21 protein-coding genes, 1 pseudogene and 1 riboswitch are annotated in these 23580 nt (G+C 66.1%); of the genes and pseudogenes, 10 read left to right on the top strand and 12 right to left on the bottom strand.

Annotated features, from left to right (window positions below; all coding sequences use genetic code 11):
- Nucleotides 1-63: 63 nt before the first annotated feature.
- A complete protein-coding gene (locus FVF58_RS10855; RefSeq protein ID WP_149669911.1) occupies nucleotides 64-696 on the top strand; it encodes a class I SAM-dependent methyltransferase in 633 nt (210 codons plus the stop codon).
- 74 nt (nucleotides 697-770) lie between these two features.
- On the opposite strand, the gene metF is transcribed toward FVF58_RS10855, so the two are convergent.
- The 6 genes and pseudogenes from metF to FVF58_RS10885 all read right to left on the bottom strand — a co-directional run bounded on the left by metF (nucleotide 771) and on the right by FVF58_RS10885 (nucleotide 5922).
- Nucleotides 771-1601, bottom strand: a complete 831-nt coding sequence (metF, locus tag FVF58_RS10860) for a methylenetetrahydrofolate reductase [NAD(P)H] (RefSeq protein ID WP_149669912.1) — start codon at nucleotides 1599-1601, stop codon at nucleotides 771-773.
- An 11-nt stretch (nucleotides 1602-1612) separates the two neighbouring features.
- Nucleotides 1613-1966, bottom strand: coding sequence for a phage holin family protein (locus tag FVF58_RS10865; protein ID WP_054040830.1), 354 nt, complete (start codon nucleotides 1964-1966; stop codon nucleotides 1613-1615).
- Between the two features lie 138 nt (nucleotides 1967-2104).
- Nucleotides 2105-3526 carry an adenosylhomocysteinase gene (ahcY, locus tag FVF58_RS10870; protein WP_149669913.1) on the bottom strand — a complete coding sequence of 474 codons (1422 nt, stop codon included), beginning with the start codon at nucleotides 3524-3526 and terminating at the stop codon, nucleotides 2105-2107.
- 33 nt (nucleotides 3527-3559) lie between these two features.
- Nucleotides 3560-3696: riboswitch (S-adenosyl-L-homocysteine riboswitch) on the bottom strand.
- Nucleotides 3697-3789: 93 nt separating this feature from the next.
- Nucleotides 3790-4552 (bottom strand): annotated as a pseudogene (locus FVF58_RS10875) (glycosyltransferase family 2 protein).
- 147 nt (nucleotides 4553-4699) lie between these two features.
- Complete coding sequence (locus FVF58_RS10880; protein WP_149669914.1) at nucleotides 4700-5422, bottom strand: LrgB family protein; 723 nt, start codon at nucleotides 5420-5422, stop codon at nucleotides 4700-4702.
- A 41-nt stretch (nucleotides 5423-5463) separates the two neighbouring features.
- Nucleotides 5464-5922 (bottom strand): CidA/LrgA family protein, encoded by a 459-nt coding sequence (locus FVF58_RS10885; RefSeq protein ID WP_149669915.1) that lies wholly within the window; start codon nucleotides 5920-5922, stop codon nucleotides 5464-5466.
- 113 nt (nucleotides 5923-6035) lie between these two features.
- Between FVF58_RS10885 and FVF58_RS10890 the strand changes: the two genes are divergently transcribed.
- Complete coding sequence (locus FVF58_RS10890) at nucleotides 6036-7037, top strand: LysR family transcriptional regulator (RefSeq protein WP_246217023.1); 1002 nt, start codon at nucleotides 6036-6038, stop codon at nucleotides 7035-7037.
- A 30-nt stretch (nucleotides 7038-7067) separates the two neighbouring features.
- Here the strand turns inward: FVF58_RS10890 and FVF58_RS10895 are convergent, their stop codons facing one another.
- The gene (locus FVF58_RS10895) at nucleotides 7068-8741 is read right to left on the bottom strand and encodes a GMC family oxidoreductase (RefSeq protein WP_246217024.1); all 1674 of its coding nucleotides are present in this window, start codon (nucleotides 8739-8741) and stop codon (nucleotides 7068-7070) included.
- Between the two features lie 318 nt (nucleotides 8742-9059).
- Here FVF58_RS10895 and FVF58_RS10900 point away from each other — a divergent pair, with 318 nt between their 5' ends.
- Complete coding sequence (locus FVF58_RS10900; protein WP_149669916.1) at nucleotides 9060-10754, top strand: isovaleryl-CoA dehydrogenase; 1695 nt, start codon at nucleotides 9060-9062, stop codon at nucleotides 10752-10754.
- 96 nt (nucleotides 10755-10850) lie between these two features.
- Nucleotides 10851-12269: a coniferyl aldehyde dehydrogenase gene (locus FVF58_RS10905; RefSeq protein WP_149669917.1), complete on the top strand. Its 1419-nt coding sequence runs from the start codon at nucleotides 10851-10853 to the stop codon at nucleotides 12267-12269.
- Nucleotides 12270-12311: 42 nt separating this feature from the next.
- On the opposite strand, the gene FVF58_RS10910 is transcribed toward FVF58_RS10905, so the two are convergent.
- The 5 genes from FVF58_RS10910 to fliE form a co-directional block, all read right to left on the bottom strand.
- Nucleotides 12312-12671, bottom strand: coding sequence for an EscU/YscU/HrcU family type III secretion system export apparatus switch protein (locus tag FVF58_RS10910; RefSeq protein WP_149669918.1), 360 nt, complete (start codon nucleotides 12669-12671; stop codon nucleotides 12312-12314).
- Entirely contained in the window at nucleotides 12671-14125 is a 1455-nt protein-coding gene (gene fliK / locus FVF58_RS10915) for a flagellar hook-length control protein FliK (RefSeq protein WP_149669919.1), read from the bottom strand. Before fliK ends, FVF58_RS10910 begins: the two co-directional genes overlap by 1 nt.
- 122 nt (nucleotides 14126-14247) lie before the next feature.
- Entirely contained in the window at nucleotides 14248-14574 is a 327-nt protein-coding gene (locus FVF58_RS10920) for a flagellar protein FliT (protein WP_149669920.1), read from the bottom strand.
- Nucleotides 14571-15005: a flagellar export chaperone FliS gene (fliS, locus tag FVF58_RS10925; protein WP_149669921.1), complete on the bottom strand. Its 435-nt coding sequence runs from the start codon at nucleotides 15003-15005 to the stop codon at nucleotides 14571-14573. The genes FVF58_RS10920 and fliS overlap by 4 nt, the downstream gene beginning before the upstream one ends.
- Nucleotides 15006-15329: 324 nt before the next feature.
- Complete coding sequence (gene fliE / locus FVF58_RS10930; RefSeq protein ID WP_149669922.1) at nucleotides 15330-15668, bottom strand: flagellar hook-basal body complex protein FliE; 339 nt, start codon at nucleotides 15666-15668, stop codon at nucleotides 15330-15332.
- A gap of 250 nt (nucleotides 15669-15918) precedes the next feature.
- Here fliE and fliF point away from each other — a divergent pair, with 250 nt between their 5' ends.
- The 6 genes from fliF (at nucleotide 15919) to FVF58_RS10960 (ending at nucleotide 23044) form a co-directional block, all read left to right on the top strand.
- Nucleotides 15919-17706, top strand: a complete 1788-nt coding sequence (gene fliF / locus FVF58_RS10935; protein WP_149669923.1) for a flagellar basal-body MS-ring/collar protein FliF — start codon at nucleotides 15919-15921, stop codon at nucleotides 17704-17706.
- The gene (gene fliG / locus FVF58_RS10940) at nucleotides 17696-18691 is read left to right on the top strand and encodes a flagellar motor switch protein FliG (RefSeq protein WP_149669924.1); all 996 of its coding nucleotides are present in this window, start codon (nucleotides 17696-17698) and stop codon (nucleotides 18689-18691) included. Before fliF ends, fliG begins: the two co-directional genes overlap by 11 nt.
- Nucleotides 18678-19364, top strand: coding sequence for a flagellar assembly protein FliH (fliH, locus tag FVF58_RS10945; RefSeq protein WP_188130786.1), 687 nt, complete (start codon nucleotides 18678-18680; stop codon nucleotides 19362-19364). The genes fliG and fliH overlap by 14 nt, the downstream gene beginning before the upstream one ends.
- A complete protein-coding gene (gene fliI, locus FVF58_RS10950) occupies nucleotides 19358-21010 on the top strand; it encodes a flagellar protein export ATPase FliI (protein ID WP_149669926.1) in 1653 nt (550 codons plus the stop codon). The genes fliH and fliI overlap by 7 nt, the downstream gene beginning before the upstream one ends.
- Before the next feature lie 11 nt (nucleotides 21011-21021).
- Entirely contained in the window at nucleotides 21022-21471 is a 450-nt protein-coding gene (gene fliJ, locus FVF58_RS10955; RefSeq protein WP_149669927.1) for a flagellar export protein FliJ, read from the top strand.
- A 61-nt stretch (nucleotides 21472-21532) separates the two neighbouring features.
- A complete protein-coding gene (locus FVF58_RS10960) occupies nucleotides 21533-23044 on the top strand; it encodes a flagellar hook-length control protein FliK (RefSeq protein WP_149669928.1) in 1512 nt (503 codons plus the stop codon).
- Nucleotides 23045-23580: the final 536 nt, after the last annotated feature.

A 23580-nucleotide genomic window follows, 5' to 3' on the forward strand; every position in this document is an offset into this window, starting at 1 on the left:
AATCTTTTTTGGAATAGCCGGCGCCCCATAATGGGTGATTTAGGCAGACCCTTAATTTGCACGATGACTTCGTACCAATTCACCAACAACTGGTTCGACGCGCTCGCGAAAGGCGTGTGGGATCCGATGATGACGCACCACGCTCCGGCCAGGATCGTCGAAATCGGTTCGTATGAAGGCGCGAGCGCCTGCTATCTGATCGACACGCTGGCGCCGCGCCATCCGATCGAGCTGCATTGCATCGACACGTGGGAAGGCGGCATAGAACATCAGGCGGGCGGCGTCGCGCAGACCGACATGAGCGCGGTCGAGTCGCGCTTTCACCACAACGTGACGCTGGCTGCGGGCAAATATCCGGGGCGGGCGCAGCTCACCGTGCACAAAGGGTACTCGGACGAATGCCTCGCGTGTTTGATCGCCGCGGGCAAGAAGGGCTATTTCGATTTCGTCTACGTCGACGGCTCGCACCAGGCCGCGGATGTGCTGGCCGATGCCGTGCTCGGTTTCAAACTATTGAAGGCGGGCGGGATCATCGCGTTCGATGACTATTTGTGGGCCGAACAGTTGCCCTCGGGGAAGGACCCGCTGCGATGCCCGAAGCCGGCCATCGATGCGTTCGTCAATTTGAACTTCCGCAAGCTGGAAGTGCTGTCCGCGCCGCTGTATCAGCTTTACGTGCGGAAGTTGTCGGACTAGGCCGCGCGGCCGTTGCAGCCGCGCGGGTTTTTCATAGGCCGGGCCGAGCTTTGAGCCCAGGCTCTTTAGTGCAATTAAACGCCCAGCCGTTCGCAAATCGCCTTGGTCGCCGCAGCGCCATTCAGCGTGTAGAAATGTACGCCCGGCACCTTCGCGTCGATCAGCCGTCGGCACAAGTCCGTCACCACATCCAGCCCGAACGCGCGAATCGACTCGCGGTCGTCGCCGAAGCTCTCCAGCCGGCGTGCGATCCAGCGCGGCACTTCGGCGCCGCACATCTCCGAAAAGCGCATCAGTTGCGAGAAGTTCGTGATCGGCATGATGCCCGGCACGATCGGCACCTCGACGCCGAGCTTGCGCGCGTCGTCGACGAAACGGAAATAGGCGTCGGCGTTGAAGAAGTACTGCGTGATCGCCGAATTGGCGCCGGCCTTCACCTTGTTGGCGAAGTTTTCCAGATCGTGACGCGGCGAGCGCGACTGCGGGTGGTATTCCGGATAGCCGGCCACCTCGATCCAGAACCAGTCGCCGAACTCGGCGCGGATGAAGCTCACCAGTTCCGACGCATAGCGCAGTTCGCCGACTTCGCCCATGCCGGACGGCAGATCGCCGCGCAGCGCGACGATGTGGCGAATGCCATGCGCGCGGTACTGGTTGAGGATCGCGCGCAGGCTCTCTTTCGACGAGCCGATGCACGACAGGTGCGGCGCTGCTTCGAGCCCGTCCTTCGCCATGTCGACGACGGTATCGAGCGTGCCCTGTTGCGTCGAGCCGCCGGCGCCGAACGTGACGGACACGAACTTGGGTTTGAGCAACGCGAGTTGCGCACGGGTGGCGCGCAGCTTATCGACGCCTTCCTGCGTTTTCGGCGGGAAGAATTCGAATGAAAGTTCGATCGGATTCATGATTGTGTAGGTCAACCTAAACTGCGGTTGCCGAAAATAAGCGCGGACAGCAGCCACGAAACGATGCTGTACAGAATCGAGCCGAAGAACGCCGACCAGAAGCCGGACACTTCGAAGCCCTTCAGCAGCGACGCGCACAGCCAGAAGCACAGCGCGTTGACCACCAGAATGAAGAGTCCGAGCGTGACGATCGTGACGGGCAGCGTCAACAGGATCAGCACCGGGCGCAGGATCGTGTTGATCAATCCGAGCACCACCGCGACGATCAGCGCGGTGCCGAAGCTGCGGATATGGATCGACGGAACGAGGTAGGTGATGATCAGCAGCGCAAGCGCATTGATCAGCCAGGTCAACAGCACGGTCATGTAGAACTCCTTTGGCAGGATGTCCGGTAACGGGAAAAGCGCGGCAAAATGCGCCAGAAAAGCGGGCATGGCGAACAAAGCGGCGCATTGCGCGCCGCCCTGTTTTCAGACCGTCATGCGTTCAAACCGCCCGCGTGCTTAATAGCGGTAGTGGTTCGGCTTGAACGGGCCGTTCTTGTCGACGCCGATGTAGCCGGCCTGCTCGTCCGACAGCACGGTCAGGTTCGCGCCGATACGCGCCAGATGCAGGCGTGCGACCTTCTCGTCCAGATGCTTCGGCAGCACGTACACCTTGTTCTCGTACTTCTTGCCTTGCGTGAACAGTTCGATCTGCGCGAGCGTCTGGTTCGTGAACGAGTTCGACATCACGAACGAAGGATGGCCGGTCGCGCAACCCAGGTTCACGAGGCGGCCTTCAGCCAGCAGGATCACGCGCTTGCCGTCCGGGAAAATGATGTGGTCGACTTGCGGCTTGATGTTGTCCCACTGGTACTGGCGGGTCGACGCCACGTCGATTTCCGAATCGAAGTGACCGATGTTGCAGACGATTGCGTTGTGGCGCATCGCCTTCATGTGGTCGTGGCCGATCACGTGGTAGTTGCCGGTGGCCGTCACGAAGATGTCGGCCTTGTCGGCGGCATATTCCATCGTCACGACGCGGTAGCCTTCCATCGCCGCCTGCAGCGCGCAGATCGGATCGATTTCGGTGACCCACACGGTCGCACCCAGACCGCGCAGCGATTGCGCGCAGCCCTTGCCCACGTCGCCGTAACCTGCGACCACCGCGATCTTGCCCGCGATCATCACGTCGGTCGCACGCTTGATGCCGTCGACCAGCGACTCACGGCAGCCATACAGGTTGTCGAACTTCGACTTGGTGACCGAGTCGTTGACGTTGATCGCCGGGAACGGCAGGCGGCCTTCCTTTTCCATCTGATACAGACGGTGCACGCCGGTCGTGGTCTCTTCCGTCACGCCTTGAATGTGCGACAGGCGCGTGGAGTACCAGGTCGGGTCCGCGTCGAGATGCTTGGCGATCGACTTGTACAGCGCGACTTCTTCCTCGTTGGTCGGCTTCGAGATCACCGAACGGTCCTTCTCGGCCTTCGAGCCGAGGATCAGCAGCAACGTGGCGTCGCCGCCGTCGTCGAGGATCATGTTGGCGAATTCGCCATTCGGCCATTCGAAGATGCGGTGCGAGAACTCCCAGTATTCGTCGAGCGATTCGCCCTTGAACGCGAACACCGGCGTGCCGGCCTTGGCGATCGCCGCGGCCGCGTGATCCTGGGTCGAGAAGATGTTGCACGAAGCCCAGCGGACATCGGCGCCGAGCGCGGTGAGCGTCTCGATCAACACGCCGGTCTGGATCGTCATGTGCAGCGAACCTGCGACGCGCGCGCCCTTCAGCGGCTGCTGCGCCTTGTACTCGTCACGCGTTTGCATGAGGCCGGGCATTTCGGTCTCGGCAATCGTGAGTTCCTTGCGGCCCCAGTCGGCGAGCGACATGTCGGCAACGATGTAGTCTTTGGAAGCTTGCGAATCGATAACTGCGGCGTTCATCACGCCCTCCTTTCTAAGAAATTGACTAGAAATTTGACGTGAGCGCGGTTCGATGCGGTGGTTGGGACAGCGCGATGCGCATCCGAGCCCTCCGATTGAAGCCTTCGAGCCTGGCGGGCGGCCGGCGAATATGCTGATTCGCGGTACCCGTCGCAACGCTCCTCGAAGACGAACGGCGATTGTAGCAAATCGGGATGGCTTCGGGGCGTGGGGGCGCGGTGCGGATTTTCGGCGCGGCGGGTTTCGGCCGGCCGCGCCAGGCTTCAGCCGTCGATCACGCTGGCCGCGCGCAATTGCCGGATGTGCGCACGCGCGGTGTGGAGGAACTGTCTTGAGAAGTGAAACGCGTCGGCCACGTCGGCGGGGCTCGGTATCTGCAGCCCGAGCGCGACGCGGAAGTAACGCTCGGCGTGGATGCCCGCGTGGTAATGCATGCGCACGCGCTTCACGTCGTCCAGACGGCGGTTGCCGAAGATCTCGCGCAGCGCCCACGAGAACGCGCCGTCTTCGCCACCCAGGCGTCGAAACGCGTCATCCATTGGAAAGCCGCCGAGTGCCGCGTACACCGAACGGCGGATGATCAGGCTGCTCGGCACCGTATTGCTGAGCGCCGCCGCATGCGCGGCGAAGTCCGTGTGAACGGTCAGCTCGTCGGGAAAATCCGTGTACTCGACGTCGAGCCGCACCGACACTTCCGTCGGATTTTGCGTGAGATACGCGCTGGCGGCGGCCAGCGCGCCGGGCAGGTATTCGTCGTCGGCGTCGAGGAAGGCGAGCAGTTCCTGCGACGCGTGCAGCGCGCCCCAGTTGCGCGCGCGCCGCGCCGCCGTTGTGCGGCATGCGCAGCAGGCCGACGCGCGGGTCACGGCGGCCGTAATGGGCGACGATGTCGGCGGATGCATCGGTGGAAGCGTCGTCGATCACGACGATCTGCGCCGCTTCTGGCTGGATCACGCAGCTTTGCAGTGCACGCGCGAGCGTCGCCGCGCCGTTGTAGCAGGGGATGAGGATCGAAATGGGCGTCATGGAGCGAAGCGCGCGCGGCCGAACGATGAAAGGCCGACGATGTTATCTGCCTTTCGCCAATGGCTATCCCGAAATGGAGACGCGGCGTGGCGGGGTGATAGCAGCTCGACTGCCTGGCAGGTTAGCGGGCACCCGCCGCACGCAAGCTCAAATCGGCAGCAGCCCCAGCATCGGCGCCAGCAGCACCATCACCACGCCGGCGATCATCATCGTCAGACTGGCGACCACGCCCTCTTCGCTGCCGAGTTCACGCGCTTTCGCGGTGCCCACGCCATGCGCCGCCGCGCCGAACAGCGCGCCTCGGGCGAGCCGCGTGCGCAGCGGCACGAGTCCCAGCACTAGCTCACCGAACAGCATCCCGCAGACCCCGGTGGCGATCACGAACAGCGCGGTGAGATCTTTCGGCGCGTGAATCCGGTCGGACACGGCGAGCGCGAACGGCGTGGACACGGAGCGCGTCATCAGGCTGCGCTGCAATTCCGGCGACAGATGCAGCAGCTTCGCAAGCATCAGCGATCCGCCGACCGCCACCACGATCCCCACCGTCACGCCGACGGTCAGCGAAATCCAGTGGCGTTTCAGCAATTCGCGGTATTCGTAGATGGGCACGGCGAACGCGACCGTCGCGGGCCCGAGCAACCACATCAGCCAGCGCGTGTCCTGAAAGTAGACGGGGTACGGAATGTGCGCGAGCACGACGATCGCCGCGAGCACAGCCGGCACGGCCAGCAGCGGCGTCAGCCACGGCGATTTGAAGCGCGCGTACAACGCCTTCGACGCGAAATACAGCGCCACCGTCAGCACGAAACAGCCGGCTGCGATCAGACGCGATGCATCGTCGGCGAACAGGGACGAATAGAGCGTGCTCATCGACGGGCCTCGGGCGGAAATGATCGATCAGTGCGGAAAAATCAGGCGCGCGCCGCGTGCCGCGCGACCATCACGCGGCGCAGTGCGAGGCGCCGTTCGAGGCGCGCAGCCTGCTCGACGGCGAAAGCCACCGCCACCATCACCATCAGCGTGCCGCCGACCACCACCAGCGCGAGGCGCCAGCCATCCTCGCGGAACAGGCCGCCGTATTGCACTGCGGCTACCGCGGCCGGAATGAAGAACAGCAGCATGTCGGACAGCAGCCAGTCAGCCCCGGCCTTGATCCAGCGCGGCGCGACGCCGCCGCAGAACAGCAGCGCGAGCAGCACCACCAAACCGACCACGCCACCCGGCACCGGCAAATGCAGCGTGCGCACGGCGAAATCGGCGACGAACCACAAAGCCGCCAGCGCCGCGCTCTGCACCGCGATCCGCGCGAAGCGCAGCGCGCCGCGTGCGCGGGCGGCGTGGGCGAAACGTGTGACAGCTGGCGTCGTCATGGCAATCCCTGGGTGACTTCGAATGAAAGTCAGTATAGGTTGCACCGCAGCATAAATATAATGACTTACAATCATTCGAATCATTCCGATTTGGAATTCTGGAGCCCGAGATCGTGGAACTACGTGCGCTGCGGTATTTCGTCGAGGTGGTTCGTCAACAAAGCTTCACCGCCGCCGCCGAACTGATGTTCGTCACGCAGCCGACCATCAGCAAGATGGTCAAGTCGCTGGAGGACGAAATCGGCTCGCCGCTATTGCTGCGCGACGGGCGTCAGATGGTGTTGACGGACGCCGGCCGCATCGTCTATCAACGCGGCCAGGAGGTGCTGGCCGCGCACGCGCAATTGCAGGCCGAACTGAACGATCTCGACACGCTCGGCCGCGGCGAGCTGACCATCGGCATTCCGCCGATGGGCGGGTCGCTGTTCACCCCGGCCATCGCCGCGTTCCGCCAACGCTATCCGAAGATCGAGCTGAAGCTATTCGAGCAGGGTTCGCGCGCAATCGAGACGGCGCTGATCAGCGGTGAGCTGGAGTTGGGCGGCGTGTTGCAACCAGTCGACCCGGAAAATATCGACGTGCTGCCGATCACGCGCCAACTGCTATGGCTCGTCGCGCGCACCGGCTCGCGTTGGGATCACTTGCACGAGGTGCCGCTCGCCCAGCTCGCCAATGAACCGTTCGTGTTCTACGGCGAGAGTCTCGCACTGAACGACGTGGTGCTGAACGCGTGCCGCGCGGCGGGGTTTGCGCCGACCATCGTCGGGCGAAGCGGGCATTGGGATTTCATGGCGGCGCTGGTGCTGGCCGGCGTCGGCATTGCGCTGCTGCCGGCGCCGTATTGCCGGCGGCTCGACCCGGCGCAGTTCACCTGTCTGCCGGTCGTGGACCCGGAGATTCTGTGGGAAATGGCGATCGGCTGGCGGCGCAACGGTTATCTGTCGCACGCCGCGCGCGCGTGGCTCCAGGTTGCGCGCGATGCGTTGCCCGGCCAGGCCGGCGACGATTTCATGCTGGGGCCGGGCATTGGGATGAGTGGAATCACGGCGGCTGGGGTGGAGCAAACGGCGTCGGCGGCAACGCCAACGCCAACGCCGCCACCGTCCGGCCAATGATGCCCTTGCGGCCGGCTTTTCCCCGCAGCCCTACACCGCCGGCGCCGTTCGACCCGCCACCCCGCCGCTGGCCGTATCCGCCGGTGCAGTGTTCAACGCTATCGGCCCATCGCGCCAGCTAACCGCGATCAGCTCGGCTGCACGTTCGCCGATCATCACCGTCGGCGAATTGGTGTTGCCGCCGATCAACGTCGGCATCACTGACGCATCGACGATCCGCAGCCCCGTCACGCCTCGCACCCGCAATTGCGGGTCGACCACCGAACGCCCGTCGCCGCCCATCCGGCACGTGGCCACCGGATGGTAGATCGTGTCCGCATGCTCGCCGATGATCCGGCGCAGTTCCGCGTCCGGCTGTCCCGCACGCGTATACAACTCGGCGCCGCCATGCAGCGCAAGCGACGGCGCATCCAGAATGCGCCGCGCCATCTTCACACCGTCAACCAGCAGATCGAGATCGCGTGCATCGCTGAAAAAGCGCGGATCGATCAACGGTGCTGTGCGAGCATCGGCGCTCGCCAGCATCACCGCGCCGCGGCTGTGCGGCCGCAGCACGCACACATGCAGCGAATAGCCGTGGCCCCAGTGCATGCGGCGGTTGTGATCGTCGACGAGCGCCGCGCAGAAATGCAGTTGCAGATCGGGGCGCTCGAGCGTCGGCCGGCTCTTCAGAAAGCCGCCCGCCTCGGCGACATTGCTCGACAGCATGCCGCGCCCATGAAGCATGAAGTCGACGAATTGCGGCAGCATCCGCGCGATTCCGCGCAACGAAAACCCGGTCGTCTCGCTCGACGACACACGCTTGTTGATCGTGAAGTCGACGTGATCCATCAGGTTCTGGCCGACCTCCGGCGCATCGTGGAGCACACCGATACCGAAGGACTGCAGATGCGCGGCCGGCCCGATGCCCGAGCACATCAGCAGTTGCGGCGAATTGAACGCGCCCGCCGCGAGCACAACCTCGGCGCGCGCTTCGAGCGTTTCGGTGCGGCCGCCGCGCACGATCTCGACACCGCTCGCGCGCTTGCCGTCGAAGCACACACGCAGCACAGTTGCGTCGGCGATCGTGTGCAGATTGGGACGCACGCGATCGTAGATATACGCGCGCGCGACGCTGCAACGGCGTCCATCGCGCTGCGTCACCTGATAGAAGCCGATCCCTTCCTGGTCCGCACCGTTGAAATCGCGATTCGGCTTGTACCCGGCTTCCAGCGCCGCCTGCACGAAGCGCTTCGAAAACGGATTCTGGTAACGGAGATCGGACACGGTGAGCGGACCGGCATCGCCGTGCCACGCATCGGCGCCGCGCTCGTTGCCTTCGGCGCGAAGGAAATACGGCAGCACCTCGGCCCACGACCACCCTTCGCAACCGAGCTGCGCCCACTCGTCGTAATCGAGCGGATGGCCGCGCGTGTAGATCATCGCGTTGATCGCGCTCGATCCGCCGAAGCCGCGCCCGCGCGGCTGATAGCCTTGCCGGCCGGCGAGCCCCGGCTGCGGCGTCGTCAAGTAGCCGTAATTGGTCTTGAGCTTGTTCGGCACCAAGGCCGCCACGCCGACCGGCATATTCACGAGCAGATTGCGGTCGGTGTGCGGACCGGCTTCGATCAGCGCGATCGTCGCGTCGGGACAGCTATCCGCGAGACGGCTCGCCAGCGCGCAGCCGCCCGAGCCCGCACCGACGATGATGTAGTCGTATTGCATGCGCTCCCTCCTGGTGGGCCGCGTTGCTCGCGCACCCTGTCTCGTGCACACTTGTCTACGTGTGTTTCCCCGGCATTGTAGGGAGCGTCGCGGGGCTGCAGCGGCTTCGTGCCAGGGCGAATCCTCTAAACGCAAGCGCCATCGCGACCCTATGATGAAAGGCACGCGAGGGGCCGCCCGCCGGCCGCGCGCGGCATTCAAACAGCGCGCGGCGCGCGCCATCCTCCCAGCGTGCGGCACGACACGCGGCGATTCAACAGCATTCCGCAGCATCCCGTCGATCAGCACCGGCGAGCCCGCGGTGAACGGAGACAGCAAATGGAACGGCATCACTTCGGCCAGACTCACGACGTGACCAACCAGGTCCCGCCGCTGGCGGACTACAACCTGTTTGCCTGCGACACCGCGTTGTCCGCGGCGCTCGAACGCGACGGCGCCGGCTGGCATCGCGACGCGTTGCTGCGCCACGGCGCGGCGCTCACCACACCCGACACGCTCGCGCTCGCCGAACTCGCCAACCGTCATACGCCCGAACTGTTCACGCATAGTCCGCGAGGCGAGCGCATCGACGCGCTGGAGTTTCATCCCGCGTGGCATTCGCTGCTCTCGCTGTTGCGCCGCGAGGGTCTGCATGCGCTGCCGTTTTCCAATCCGCAGCGTGGTGCGATGGTCGCGCGCTGCGCCGGTTATTTTCTGCATGCGCAAATCGAATCCGGGTCGCTGTGTCCGCTGACGATGACTTTCGCCAGTATTCCCGTGCTGCAGCGCGAGCCCGCACTATTCGATACGCTGCGCGACAAGCTCTACGCCCGCGAACACGATCCGCGCGACGTGCCGCTCGCGCAGAAGCGCTCCGCGATGATCGGCATGGGCATGACCGAGAAGCAAGGCGGCTCCGACGTGCGCAGCAATCAGACCTACGCGCATGCGCTCGCCGCCGGCGGCCGCGACGGCGCATACCGGCTCGTCGGCCACAAGTGGTTTTTCTCCGCGCCGCAATGCGATGCGCACCTCGTGCTCGCGCGCACCGACGATCACGCGAGCCTGTCGTGCTTCTACGTGCCGCGCTTCGCACCCGACGGCAGCAAGAACGCGGTGCAGATCCAGCGTCTGAAAGACAAGCTCGGCAACCGCTCGAATGCGAGCAGCGAAGTCGAGTTCCTCGACGCGTTCGGCATCATGATCGGCGAGGAAGGGCGAGGCGTGCCGACCATCATCGAAATGGCAAACTACACGCGGCTCGATTGCGTGATCGGCAGCGCGGCGTTGATGCGCGCGGCGCTGGTGCAGGCGATCCATCATGCGCGCCATCGCAGCGCGTTCGGGCGGCAGTTGGCCGATCAGCCGCTGATGCGCAACGTGCTGGCCGATCTGGCGTTGGAGTCGGAAGCCGCGACGGTGCTGTTCATGCGCCTCGCGCGCGCATTCGAGGAATCCGCCGACGCTTCGTCCAACTCGGCCACCTCTTCCGCCGAACGCGCATGGCGGCGCATCGTCACGCCGGCGGCGAAGTACTGGGTCTGCAAGCGCACCTTGGAATTCACGGGCGAGGCGATGGAAGTCTGGGGCGGCAACGGCTACGTCGAAACCGGTCCGATGGCGCGGTTCTATCGCGAAGCGCCCGTCAATTCGATCTGGGAAGGCTCCGGCAACGTGATGTGCCTCGACGTGCTGCGCGCGATGGAGCGCGAGCCGGAAGCGGCGCAAGCGTTGTTCGCCGCGTGGCAAGCGGATGCGCACTCGCATCCGGCGTTGAGCGCCGCGCTCGCCAAGCTGGCCGCCACGCTCAACGCACCGGCCGAGCAGCGCGAAGCGTCGGCGCGGCGCATCGCGCAGCAGATCGTGCTGATTGCGCAGGCCACGCTGCTCGTCAGGCATGCGCCCGCCGTGATCGCCGAAGCGTTCATCGCCACCCGTCTCGCCGACGGCTGCGGCGAAAGCGGCCGCGTGTACGGCACGCTGCCGGCCACGTTCGATCATGCGGCGATCATCGAGCGTGCGTTTCCCGCGTGAGGTGCGGGAGAGCGCCAAAGCAGCAACTGAAAAAAACCCGCGAATCAAATAAGCGCGACCCAACGCGCACCGTCATCCATCAGGGAGTGGACATCCATGAAGAACGATCTGGCAGAGGTCGCCGCGCTCGAAGCGCTGCTGCGCGATCAACGCCATGCTTACCTGCGCGCGCCGTATCCTTCGTGGGACACGCGCGCCACGCATCTGCGAACGTTGCGCAAACTCATGCTCGACAATCGCGACGCCCTCGCCGACGCGATGAACGCTGACTTCGGCAATCGCGCGAAACAGGAAGTGCTGCTGGCCGAATTCCTGCTCGTGAAGGAAGAGATCGACGCCGCGCTCAAGCACGGCAAGCGCTGGATGAAAACGCAGCGACGCAGCACCAACAAATGGCTTCTGCCGGCGCGTGCGAAGGTCGTGCCGCAGCCGCTCGGTGTGATCGGCATCATCGTGCCGTGGAATTATCCGGTGCTGCTCGCCGCCGGGCCGCTCGTCAGCGCGTTGACGGCCGGCAATCGCGCGATCATCAAGATGTCCGAATTGACGCCGCGCACGTCGGCGCTGTTCGAGCAACTGATCGGCCAGACCTTCGCGCGCGATCACATCGCGGTGGTGAACGGCGACGCGGCTTTTGGCGCCGCGTTCAGTGCGCAGCCGTTCGACCACTTGCTGTTTACCGGCTCCACGAAGGTCGGCCACGAAGTGATGCGCGCGGCCGCCGGGCATCTGACGCCGGTCACGCTCGAACTCGGCGGCAAGTCGCCGGCGCTCATCGGCGCGCACGCGCGCTTTCACCACGCGGTCGACAACCTCGTCGCCGGCAAGACCCTCAACGCGGGGCAAACCTGCGTTGCGCCGGACTACGTGCTGGTGCCGCGCGGCAAGGAGCAGGCGTTCATCGAACGGGCCCGCACGCGAATGGCGAAGATGTACCCCGGCTTCGCGCACAACCCGGACTACACGTCGATCATTTCGGCGCGCCACTTCGCGCGCCTCGAACGGCTCGCCGACGAAGCCCGCGCCGGGGGCGCGCAACTGCACGCGCTCACCGACGCCGTGCCCGACGCCACGAGTCGCCGCTTTCCGCTGATCGCCGTCACCCACGCGCCGGACGAATGCGCGCTGATGCAGGAGGAAATCTTCGGGCCGCTGTTGCCGATCGTTCCGTACGACACGCTCGACGACGCGATCGCGTGGATCAACGCGCGGCCTCGTCCGCTCGCGCTGTATCTATATGCGGACGACGCGCACACGATCAAACGCGTGACGCACGAAACGATTGCCGGCGGGATGGCGGTCAACGAAACGCTGATGCATCTGGCGTGCGAAAGCCTGCCGTTTGGCGGAGTCGGCGCGAGCGGGATGGGGGCTTATCACGGCTACGAAGGCTTCGTGACTTTCTCGAAGATGAAGCCGGTGCTGACGCAGGCGCGGCTGAACGCGCGCAGCTGGATCGCTCCGCCGTATGGCAAGCGGGTCGACGCGTTGCTGAAGTTGATGATGCGTTTCTGACGGGATCGGACAACCGGTGGACGCTGCGCCGCGTGGTGACGCTCAGCGCGCGGGCGGACCGCCTGCCACCTCGGTAGCGACCACATCGGTCACGTCCTGGGCGACGATGTCGGCGCCATGCACCGGCTCTTCCTCGGCGCCGCTTTCCAGCCGATGCAGCCACGCAAGCAATTCCGCGACCGCCTGATAAAGCTGCGGCGGAATGCGCGCGTCGAGGTCCACCTGCATCAGCAGCGACACCATTTCGGGCGCCTCATGGACATACAGGCCGGCTTCCTTGGCCCGTTGCACGATCATCTCGGCCAGCAACCCGTAGCCTTTGGCGACCACGCGCGGCGCGGGGTCGCTGCTCTGCGCGTCGTAAACGAGTGCGGCCGCGCTGCGGCGATGCTGGCGGCTCATCAGATATCCCAGTCGAAGTCGTCGCGCTGCCCGGCCGACGCGCGGCTCGCGCGCGCGGCGCGGCGAGCAGCCGTGGCGCCGATGGTGCTTGCGCGGGCGGCATCGTTAGCCGCCGCAGCCGAGGATGTCGCCGCGCTCGCCGCCGAAGCCGAACGCGCATACGCTGAAGCCGCCGCCTGCGCTCCCGCCGCGGCCGCCACCGTGGCCGGCGCGCCGCCGCCGATCTCGCGGATCGTCAAGCCGTTCAGTTCGATGCCTGCCGCCGCGAGCCGCTGCCGGAAGCTCTCGCCCTGCATCGCGAGCCGCGCCGCGCCGCCCGGACTTGCCTGCACGCGCGCCACGAGGCGCATGCCGGTCAACGTCAGTTCTGCGTCGACGGTGCCGAGCGTCGGCAACGACAGTGTCAGACGGGTGCGCCACGGCTGGTCGTCTTCGCTCGCGGCGCCGCCGCCGCTGCGGTCCCATTCGTCGCCGTCCTGTTCGATGGTCCAATCCAGGCGCGCGCCCGGCCATGCTTCGCCGCTCCAGCGAAACTGTCCGGTGGCGAGCAGATCCAGTTGCTGACGCACCAGCGCCACGGTCGCGGGATGCACCGCCGCCGCCATGGATTGCGCACTCTGCGACGAGCCCGCGTCGGCGGTTTGCGCCGCCGCGCTGTGCAGGCCCGCATGCGCGGGCTGGCCGTTCAGGTCGGACAATGAACTGGCCAGCACTTCGCCGGCCACGAAGCGTGCCGCTTGCGCGGTCAGAATCGACGGCATTGCGCGAGCGGCGGCGCTGCTGTCCGGCGTGCCACCTGGCGCGCCGTTTTGCGCGGCGCCATGGGGCGATGCTCCCATGCCCTGTCGCGCGGCGCCGTTCGGCAAAGTGGCGTCGCCCTCTTCGCTTGCCCAGTCGAGCGGCAATTGCGCGGCGGCCACCAGCCTGTTTTGCGCCTCGTCGGCCAACTCCGCCGGCGAGCGCTGGCCAGCCAGCCATTGCGCGAGATGGGCTTCGTAGAAGAGACCGCTGTCGCCGACCGTCTGTTCGAGCGCGGCCGCGAGCGCCGCGACCGGCACCTGGGCGGCCGCCACATTGGCTGTGGCCGTAGTTCCCGCGGCAGCCGGACTGGCATTGGCGGCAGTGGAAGCAGCCGGTGTATCGAACAGCGGCAGGCCGCCGATTTCGATATCGAGCGCCGGCGCAGCCGGCCAGATCGGCCGCTGCCCGAGCACGGCGGGCGTCGCGTCGCCGCCCGAGCGGGCGATCGCATTGAGCGTCAGCGCGACGGCGGACAGCGCGGTTTGCGCGGAAGGCGGTGGTGGGGGCGTGGCGGCGGGAGGCGCGGTGGTCGGTGCAGTATCGACGACCGCCGCGCCGGTCTGCGACGTGGCCGCGCTCCCCGGCGCGATGTTGAGCAGGCTGTCGACCCGGCTCGCGAGCAGCGAAGCGATGGCCGTGTCGATTCCGTTCATGCCGATTCCTTGGTCACATTGGCGGCAGCGCGCTCAAATCTCAAATCAATCCAGTCACGCGCAGCGACCCGGACGCGGCGCACCTGGCGCAAGCGGCACGAGTGTCGCCTGTCGCGGCACACTCAACGTGCGCCGTACAGTTCCTTGAGCACGCGCGTCGGCCGTCCGGCGAACAGCGCTGACAGATTGGCCATGCCCGGATTCGCCAGATCGCGAATGGCGGCGTCGTCCGCGAGAATCTGGCGGATCAGCGCGTACTTGCGCAAACGCTCGGCCTCGTCGAGCTTCACACCGCAGTCGGCGTCCTTCAAGGCTTCCACCAGGTGCCGGTATTCCTCCTGCAAGTGAACCAGATCGGTCCACAGGGCGCGCCGGGCAGCCATCAGCATGCGGCAGGAAATCGCGGCAACCGCCTCGTAGCGGGCAAAATATTCTGCGTTCGATGTCATCTCATGCTTTCCGCGGCCGGCTGGGCTGCCATCCGCGCGATCTCCGGGGCAATCCCGATCCAAGCCTCTTCGAGCGTCGCCAGCAGGCCGTCGACTTCGACCAGCATCGTCTCGCTCTGTTTCATATTGGCTTCGAACAGCCGACGCGTCATGTAGCTGTACAGCGCGTTCAACCGCTCCGCAATCTCGCCGCCCACTTCCAGGTTCAGCGACTGCTGCAGCCCGCTTTCGATAATGCGAATGGCCTTGCTGACCGCCATGCCGCGATCGGCCACGTGCCCTGCCTGCAAATGCATCCGAGCCTGCGCGATGGCTTGCCTTGCGCCCTGATACAGCAACACGATCAGACGATGCGGACTCGCGCCCATCACACTCGTCTCGACACCGACGCGTGCGTACGCATTGGCTCCAGCGTGCCCTGGGGAAAACATCGGCGCTCCTCCTCTCATACAGACTGCGGTTTGGTCGTGGCAGGGCCGTGGGGGACGTTGCTGCCCCAAGCTGCCCTATACCCGGGTTATCGGATAGGCAACGACAAAGCTTTAGGCCGATGTAAGGGGGATTAAGGGGCGCATCGCGCACGGGCCAGCGCTGCGCCGGCAGGCGCTCGTCAGTTTTTGCTGGCGAGCCATGCCGGCAGCACCGGGCCACCGCACCGCGCTGGCGCGGACGGCCGCAACCGCGGCGCCGCGCTCACTGGTGCGGGTTCGCGCAACGCAGGCAGCGGACGGCGTCGCCCACCGTCCGACGCCCGCTCAGACCGCCATCTGCGAGATTTCGTTGTAGGCGGCGACCAGCTTGTTGCGCACCTGCAGGCCGAACTGGAAGCCGACGTTGGCCTTCTGCATGTCGACCATGACGTCGTTCAGCGACACGTTCGACGACCCCAGCTCGAACGCCTGCGATTCGCCGATCGCCGTTTTCTGGTCGCCGCTGATCTTGTCCAGCGACGCCTTCAGCGCCGACGCGAAGCCGCCGGCCGTCGCCGCACCGGACCCTTCGGGCGCCGCCTGGCTGGTGCCGCCGGCCGCCTGCGCCGCCATCGACTGCATCTGTTGCAGCGCCGACGAGAGCGCGTTCACGGGCATGGTCATGTTCTCTCCCTTTATTGAGCGACCGGTGCGGCGCAGCCACACGACGGCCGTACCGATCTGAGCGAAAGCATAGCAAGCGCGCACATCGGGAAAGCCCCGAAAGTAGGGGGGAAACCCGGCTCTATTCAAGCAATCGGCTTGAGCCGCGCTGCGGATAATTTCAATGGTGAAAGTCTCTGTCCGTACGCCCGCCGACCCCGGTGCGGCGGCAGGCGGCAGAACGCAAAGGCATCCCGGAGATACCCGACGCATGGATTCGTCAGCCAACTCATTGATCAACCCCGACGCCCGCATGGGGCTGACCGGCGCGCAGCCCGGCGCCGTCGCGCCCGGCAGCGGCCAGGCAGGCGGCGCGGCCGACCTTGGCGGGCTCGGCGGCATGGGCGGCAACTTCACCCAGCGGCTGTCGGGGCTTGCGCAAATGCGCGGCAACCCGCGCGCGCCGCTGATCTTCGCGGTCGCGCTGCTGGTGGCGATCGTGGCGGGCCTGTTCCTGTGGTCGCGCTCGCCGGACTACAAGGTGCTCTATAGCAATCTGTCCGACCGCGACGGCGGCTCGATCATCGCTGCGCTTCAGCAGGCCAACATCCCATACAAACTGTCCGACAGCGGCGGCGCGATCCTCGTGCCGTCCGAGCAGGTGCACGAGATGCGCCTGCGCCTCGCGTCGCAAGGCTTGCCCAAGAGCGGTTCGGTCGGCTTCGAGCTGATGGACAACCAGAAGTTCGGCATCAGCCAGTTCGACGAGCAGGTCAACTATCAGCGCGCGCTGGAAGGGGAACTGGAGCGCACGATCGAGTCGATTTCGACGGTGAAGTCGGCGCGCGTGCATCTGGCGATACCCAAGCCCTCGGTGTTCGTGCGCGACAAGGAAGCGCCGTCGGCGGCCGTGCTGGTCAACCTCTATCCGGGCCGCGTGCTCGACGAAGGCCAGGTGGTCGCGATCACGCACATGGTGTCGTCGGCGGTGCCGGAAATGCCGGTGCACGGCGTGACGATCCTCGATCAGGACGGCAATCTGCTGACCCAACCGACCGCCGGCAATGGGCTGGACGCATCGCAACTGAAGTTCCGCCAGCAGATCGAACGCAACACGCAGCAGCGCATCAACGCGATCCTCGCGCCGCTGTTCGGCTCGGGCAACGCGCACTCGCAGGTCAGCGCCGACATCGACTTCTCGCACACCGAACAGACCTCGGAAAACTACGGCCCGAACGGCAATCCGCAGCAGGCGGCGATCCGCAGCCAGCAAAGCAGCAGCGCCACCGAAATGTCGCAAAGCGGCGCCTCGGGCGTGCCGGGCGCGCTCTCGAACCAGCCACCGCAGCCGGCTTCCGCGCCGATCACGGCGGGCAACGGCGCGAGCGGCGTGAGCAGCACGCCGGTTAGCGACCGCAAGGATTCGACCACCAACTACGAACTCGACAAGACCGTGCGCCACATCGACCGGCCGATGGGCGACATCCGGCGTCTGTCGGTGGCGGTGGTGGTGAACTACATGAAGGTGGTCGACGCGAAGGGTCAGGTGAGCATGGTGCCGGTCACCGCCGACAAGCTCGCGCAGGTCACCCAACTGGTGAAGGACGCGATGGGCTTCGACTCGACGCGCGGCGACTCGGTCAACGTGGTCAACAGCGCGTTCACCACCGACATCGATCCGAACGCGAACCTGCCGTGGTGGCGCACGCCGGACATGCTGGCGCTCTACAAGCAGATCGCGACCTACCTAGGCATTGGCGCGGTCGCCCTGTTCCTCTACTTCGTGATGGTCAAGCCGGCGCTGCGCCGTGCCTTCCCGCCGCCGGAGCCCGCCCTCGCCGCGCTGGCGTCGCCGGACGAGCCGATGCTGCTGGACGGCATCCCGGCCGCCGAGCGCGAAGGCGCCGTGGTCGAAATCGAGACCGACAGCGAGACCCTCGCGCTGGAAAACTCGAAACACAAATATGAGCGGAACCTGGAATTTGCGCGCAACATCGCGCGCCAGGATCCGAAGATCGTTGCAACCGTCGTGAAAAATTGGGTGTCCGATGAGCGCTGAAGGCGTAGTGAAAAGCGCGCTCCTGCTGATGTCGATCGGCGAGGAAGAAGCCGCGCAGGTGTTCAGGTTCCTCGGGCCGCGCGAAGTCCAGAAGATCGGCGTTGCGATGGCCGCGCTGAAGAACGTGACCCGCGAGCAGGTCGACGAAGTTCTGCAGGAGTTCGTGAAGGAAGCCGAGCAGCACACCGGCATGTCGCTGGATTCGAACGAGTACATCCGTTCGGTGCTGACCAAGGCGCTGGGCGACGACAAGGCCGGCGCGATCATCGACCGGATTCTGCAGGGCAGCGACACCAGCGGCATCGAAGGCCTGAAGTGGATGGATTCCGCGGCGGTCGCCGAGCTGATCAAGAACGAACATCCGCAGATCATCGCGACCATCCTCGTGCATCTGGACCGCGATCAGGCGTCGGAAATCGTCGCCTGCTTCACTGACCGTCTGCGTAACGACGTCCTGCTGCGCATCGCGACGCTCGACGGCATCCAGCCGGCCGCGCTGCGCGAACTCGACGACGTGCTGACCGGCCTGCTGTCCGGCAGCGACAATCTGAAGCGCAGCCCGATGGGCGGCATCCGCACGGCGGCCGAGATTCTCAACTTCATGTCGAGCAACCATGAAGAAGGCGTGATCGAGAACGTTCGCCAGTACGACGCGGAACTCGCGCAGAAGATCATCGACCAGATGTTCGTGTTCGAGAACCTGCTCGATCTGGAAGACCGCGCGATCCAGTTGCTGCTGAAGGAAGTCGAGTCCGAAGCGTTGATCATCTCGCTGAAGGGTGCGCCGCCCGCGCTGCGCCAGAAGTTCCTGTCGAACATGTCGCAGCGCGCGGCCGAACTGCTCGCCGAAGACCTCGACGCACGCGGCCCGGTGCGCGTGTCCGAAGTCGAAACGCAGCAGCGCCGCATCCTGCAGATCGTACGCAACCTCGCCGAGAGCGGGCAGATCGTTCTAGGCGGCAAGGCGGAAGATGCTTATGTCTGATCAGAACGCCACGGCGAAGGAGCGCCTCTCGGCCTACCAGCGCTGGGAAATGGCCTCGTTCGATCCGGCGCCCCCGCCGCCGCCGCCCGAACCCGAAGTCGACGAAGGCGCGTTCGAAGCCGAACTCGAACGCCTGCGCGACGCCGCGCACGCGCAGGGCATCGCGTCCGGCCACGTGGCCGGTCAGGCGCTCGGCTACCAGGCCGGTTACGAGCAGGGCCATGCGCAGGGTTTCGAGCAGGGCCAAAGCGAAGCGCGCGAAGAAGCGGCGCGCCTGGCCGCGCTGGCGGCCACCTTCAAGAGCGCGCTCGACGGCGTGCAGGGCGCGATCTCCGAAACGCTGGTCGCGCTGGCGCTGGACATCGCGCAACAGGTGGTGCGCCAGCACGTGCAGCACGACCCGACCGCGCTGATCGCCGCCGCGCGCGAGGTGCTCGCCGCCGAGCCCGCGTTGGTCGGCGCGCCGGCGTTGATCGTGAGTCCCGCCGATCTGCCGGTCGTCGAAGCCTATCTGATGGAAGAACTGCAAACGCGCGGCTGGACCGTGCGCACGGATGCATCGGTGGAGCGCGGTGGCTGCCGCGCGCAAGCCGGCAGCGGCGAAGTGGACGCCGGCATCGAGACGCGCTGGGAGCGCGTCGCGGCCGCGCTCGGCAAGGTGAGCACGTGGTGAAGCCGACGCTCGAAGACATCCGCGCCAGCGATCTGACGCCGCTCGAACGCGAACTGGCGCTGGCGTCGTTCGGCCCCGAGGCGCTCGCGGATGTGCCGGACGTGGCGACACCCGCCGTGACACCGGCCGCGGCCGCGGTTGCCGCCATCGAAGCCGCGCTGCGCGATCCGGCTCACGCCCATCCGGCGACGGGCGCCGCCGCGAGCCGCGATTCCGCGGCTTCAAGCGCCGCTTCCCCGGCTATCGCTCAAGCCCCTTATGACCCCGCGCTCGACAGCAATCCGCACGTGCAGGCGTGGCGCGGCCGGCTCGACGCGCTGCGCGCGCGCAACGCGATCGCCAGGCCGCTGCGCGCATGCGGACGCTTGACGCGTGCCGCCGGTCTTGTGCTCGAAGCCGTTGGCCTGCGCCTGTCGGTGGGCGCCGAAGTGATGATCGAATTGCCACCCGGCAGTTCGCTGCCGATGGCCGAAGCCGAAGTCGTCGGCTTCTCCGGCGACAAGCTGTTCCTGATGCCGACCACCGAAGTGATCGGCCTGCTGCCCGGCGCGCGCGTCTTTCCGCTGGAAAGCGCGCCGATCGCCGATCCGCTGGCGGGCGCGAAGCGTCTGCCGGTCGGCTGGGAATTGCTCGGCCGCGTGCTCGACGCGTCCGGCCGGCCGCTCGACGGCCTCGGGCCGCTCGGCGCGCAGGCCGACGCGCCGCTGTCCGCGCCGGTCATCAATCCGCTCAATCGCGAGCCGATTCACAAGGTGCTCGACGTCGGCGTGCGCGCGATCAACGCGCTTCTGACCGTCGGCCGTGGTCAGCGCATGGGCTTGTTCGCCGGTTCCGGCGTCGGTAAATCAGTGCTGCTCGGCACGATGGCGCGCTACACCAGCGCCGAAGTGATCGTGATCGGCCTGATCGGCGAACGCGGCCGCGAAGTGAAGGAATTCATCGAACAGATTCTGGGCGAGGAAGGTCTCGCGCGCTCGGTGGTGATCGCAGCGCCTGCCGACGTATCGCCGTTGCTGCGGATGCAGGCGGCCTCGTATTCCACGTCGCTCGCCGAATATTTCCGCGACCAGGGCAAGCACGTGCTGCTGCTGATGGATTCGCTGACCCGCTACGCGATGGCGCAGCGCGAGATCGCGCTGGCCGTGGGCGAGCCGCCCGCCACCAAGGGCTATCCGCCTTCGGTGTTCGCCAAGCTGCCGGCACTCGTCGAACGGACCGGCAATGGTCCGGCGGGCGGCGGCTCGATCACCGCGTTCTACACCGTGCTGACTGAAGGCGACGACCAGCAGGACCCGATCGCCGACTCCGCGCGGGCGATCCTCGACGGCCACATCGTGCTGTCGCGCTCGCTCGCCGAAGCCGGCCACTATCCGGCGATCGATATCGAAGCGTCGATTAGCCGGGCAATGACCGCGCTGATCGACGACAACCATTTGAACAGAACGCGTATGTTCAAGCAGATGCTGTCGCGCTATCAGCGCAACCGCGATCTGATCAACGTCGGCGCGTATTCGAGCGGACGCGACGCGGTGCTCGACCGCGCGATCGCGCTGTATCCGCGGATGGAAGCATTTTTGCAGCAAGGTTTTCGCGAATGCGCGAACTTTGAACCGAGTGTCGACATGCTGAACGCGCTGTTTGCCTAAGGAGGCTGACGATGGCGAAACACTTTCCGATCAAGACGCTTATCGGCCTCGCCAAAGACGATGTCGACGCCGCCGCGCAACGTCTGGGCCGCGCGCAGCGCGAGCGCAACGACGTGCAGACGCAGCTCGACTCGCTCGTGCAATACCGTGACGAATACCATTCGCGCTTCACGGCGACCGCGCAGAGCGGCATGCCGGCCGGCAACATGCGCAACTTCCAGGCGTTCATCGACACGCTCGACGCGGCCATCGACCAGCAGCGCAATCTGCTGGTGACCGCCAATGCGCGCGTCGAAGCCGCCAAGCCCGACTGGCAGCGCCAGAAGCAGAAGCTCGGCTCGTACGAAGTGCTGCAGGCGCGCGGCGAAGCGGCCGAAGCGAAAACCGTCGCGCGGCGCGATCAGCGCGACGCCGACGAACATGCCGCGCGAATTCTGCGCATGCGCGCCGAAGGCGCTTGAGCGGCGCGAGCGCCGCCACGTCTGACCGACCACCCCGTTTGACGGATTGACAGGATTCCTTATGTCGCTTCTTTCACAGATCGGCTCGCTGCTCGGCTCCGCCAGCAGCACCTCGACCAGCGCGGTGATGGCCGCCGCGGCGAGCGCCAACCCGTTCTCGCAAACCTTGCAGCAGAGCATCGACCAGCAAAACAGCGCAGCCGCGCAGAGCGCGAGTCAGCAGAAGGCGGCTTCGGCTTCGGCTTCGGCTTCGGCTTCGGCTTCGGCGAGCGTGCATGACGCGCCGCCGGCCCAGAGCGCGTCGAACAGCGCGAACGCCGATGCAAGCAGCAGCGTGAACAACAGCAGTTCGACGAGCACGGCGGCGTCCGCTGCTGCAACGGGGCAGACGCAGCAAACCTCGACAGGCAAGACCGCCGCGACATCGACGAAGTCCGGCAAAGCGGCGGCCCAGACCGACCCGTGCACTGCTGCGGCAGCAGCCGCTGCTCTAGCCCAAGCACAGGCTCAAACCCAGGCTCAGGCGCAAGCCCAGAACGACCCGAACGGCGCAACGACGACCACTACCGCCGACCCCGCCACGACCTTGGCCGATGCCGCGACCGCGTTGGCCGGCACAGCGGCAACCGCGACGACCGGCAGCGCGTCGTCGAAGAAAACCGCGGCCACCGATCCGACGTCTCTGCAAGACGCGTTGCAGGCGGCGCTCGCCGCGCTCGCGAGCGGCCAGGGCGCGGTGCCGGCGCAGACGTTGGCGAGCGGCGCGGCAGCGTCCGCCGCCACGGCGGCCAAAGGGATGGCGCTGAACGGCGCGGCGGACGGCAAATCGGCGGCGAGCGGCCTGCTCGGCGACGGCAAGGGATTGGGCGCAAGCAAGGCCGCAGCGACGGCATCGACTGCCGCGCCGACGACACTAACCGACCCGGCGGCGGCGAAATCGACGCTCGACGCGCTGACGGCGACGGCGGCCAGCAGCGGGCAGGCCGACAACGTGGCGTCCTTCAAGAGCGCAGCCGACGTGGCGAACGCGGTACTGGCCGCCACGCAAGCCGCAGCGAATGCCGCGAGCACGACGGCGGCGGTGCAAAGCACCGGCAATGCGAGCGCGGCGGACGTGGCGAACGCGTTGACCCCGCAGGTCGGCACGACCGACTGGGAGGACGCGCTGAGCCAGAAGGTGGTGTTCCTGTCGAACGCGCACACGCAGAGTGCCGAACTGACGCTGAATCCGAAGGATCTCGGGCCGCTACAGGTTGTCTTGCAGGTTGCCGATAACCATGCACATGCGTTGTTCGTTTCGCAGCATCAATCGGTCCGTGAAGCTGTCGAAGCTGCGTTGCCGAAGCTGCGCGAGGCGATGGAATCGAACGGCATCGGGCTGGGCAGCGCCAGCGTGAGCGACGGCTTCGCCCGCCAGAGCGGCGGCCACCAGAGCGCCGACTCGGGCCGCTCGGGCGGCAAGTCCAGCGGCAACGGCGGCTCGTTCGCGGGCGGCGGCGCATCCGACACGGTCGACACGGTCGCCAACGTCGCCGTGCGGCGGAAGGTCGGCTTGGTGGACACGTTCGCATGACGGATTGCGCGGACGATACCCAGGCCTGACGGTTTGCCAGCGGCGCGGCATTCGCTGCAAGCAGAGAGCTTGCGCTTGACCTGAGCACTCTCCTTTCGAACGACCAGCCCACGCCGACGGTTCATGAAGCAGCGCGACGGCGCGCGCAGCGCCGCCGGAAGAATGACTGCCTTGTCACTGAGGCGGAGTGTGCGGGAACACGGATTCCAGATGCACCACTACCCCCTCCAAGCCAAGGGACCCGCTTAAGAATTAGCGGTGTAAAGCCGCTTTCTTTGCTTACTTTCTTTGCGACCGCAAAGAAAGTGAGTGCCGCCCCGCACAGGGGCAACGCTAGCAGACCGACGTGAAAGCAAGGAGAGGCCAACGCCGCTCGCAAACAGCCAGGAACGTCACCAAGCCAGAATCGCAAACCCGCCAGCCCTCCGGGGCCAAGAACCCCAAAAACCAGAGATAGCCCGCAATACCCCTTCTTTTCGACCCATCACCTGACAGCCAAATCAACAACAATCACCATCACCAGCACTAAAGGCAAG

The sequence above is a fragment of the Paraburkholderia panacisoli genome (assembly GCF_008369935.1).
GTDB classification, from domain to species: Bacteria; Pseudomonadota; Gammaproteobacteria; order Burkholderiales; family Burkholderiaceae; genus Paraburkholderia; species Paraburkholderia panacisoli.

Excerpts from the sequence above, each read along its gene's own strand:
- fliJ (WP_149669927.1), top strand. The coding sequence starts at position 21,022 with ATGGCGAAACACTTTCCGATCAAGACGCTTATCGGCCTCGCCAAAGAC.
- metF (WP_149669912.1), bottom strand. The coding sequence starts at position 1,601 with ATGAATCCGATCGAACTTTCATTCGAATTCTTCCCGCCGAAAACGCAG.
- FVF58_RS10905 (WP_149669917.1), top strand. The coding sequence starts at position 10,851 with ATGAAGAACGATCTGGCAGAGGTCGCCGCGCTCGAAGCGCTGCTGCGC.
- fliK (WP_149669919.1), bottom strand. The coding sequence starts at position 14,125 with ATGAACGGAATCGACACGGCCATCGCTTCGCTGCTCGCGAGCCGGGTC.
- FVF58_RS10855 (WP_149669911.1), top strand. The coding sequence starts at position 64 with ATGACTTCGTACCAATTCACCAACAACTGGTTCGACGCGCTCGCGAAA.
- fliF (WP_149669923.1), top strand. The coding sequence starts at position 15,919 with ATGGATTCGTCAGCCAACTCATTGATCAACCCCGACGCCCGCATGGGG.
- FVF58_RS10900 (WP_149669916.1), top strand. The coding sequence starts at position 9,060 with ATGGAACGGCATCACTTCGGCCAGACTCACGACGTGACCAACCAGGTC.
- FVF58_RS10960 (WP_149669928.1), top strand. The coding sequence starts at position 21,533 with ATGTCGCTTCTTTCACAGATCGGCTCGCTGCTCGGCTCCGCCAGCAGC.
- FVF58_RS10895 (WP_246217024.1), bottom strand. The coding sequence starts at position 8,741 with ATGCAATACGACTACATCATCGTCGGTGCGGGCTCGGGCGGCTGCGCG.
- FVF58_RS10865 (WP_054040830.1), bottom strand. The coding sequence starts at position 1,966 with ATGACCGTGCTGTTGACCTGGCTGATCAATGCGCTTGCGCTGCTGATC.
- fliS (WP_149669921.1), bottom strand. The coding sequence starts at position 15,005 with ATGTTTTCCCCAGGGCACGCTGGAGCCAATGCGTACGCACGCGTCGGT.
- FVF58_RS10885 (WP_149669915.1), bottom strand. The coding sequence starts at position 5,922 with ATGACGACGCCAGCTGTCACACGTTTCGCCCACGCCGCCCGCGCACGC.
- fliH (WP_188130786.1), top strand. The coding sequence starts at position 18,678 with ATGCTTATGTCTGATCAGAACGCCACGGCGAAGGAGCGCCTCTCGGCC.
- ahcY (WP_149669913.1), bottom strand. The coding sequence starts at position 3,526 with ATGAACGCCGCAGTTATCGATTCGCAAGCTTCCAAAGACTACATCGTT.
- fliE (WP_149669922.1), bottom strand. The coding sequence starts at position 15,668 with ATGACCATGCCCGTGAACGCGCTCTCGTCGGCGCTGCAACAGATGCAG.
- FVF58_RS10880 (WP_149669914.1), bottom strand. The coding sequence starts at position 5,422 with ATGAGCACGCTCTATTCGTCCCTGTTCGCCGACGATGCATCGCGTCTG.
- FVF58_RS10920 (WP_149669920.1), bottom strand. The coding sequence starts at position 14,574 with ATGACATCGAACGCAGAATATTTTGCCCGCTACGAGGCGGTTGCCGCG.
- fliG (WP_149669924.1), top strand. The coding sequence starts at position 17,696 with ATGAGCGCTGAAGGCGTAGTGAAAAGCGCGCTCCTGCTGATGTCGATC.
- FVF58_RS10910 (WP_149669918.1), bottom strand. The coding sequence starts at position 12,671 with ATGAGCCGCCAGCATCGCCGCAGCGCGGCCGCACTCGTTTACGACGCG.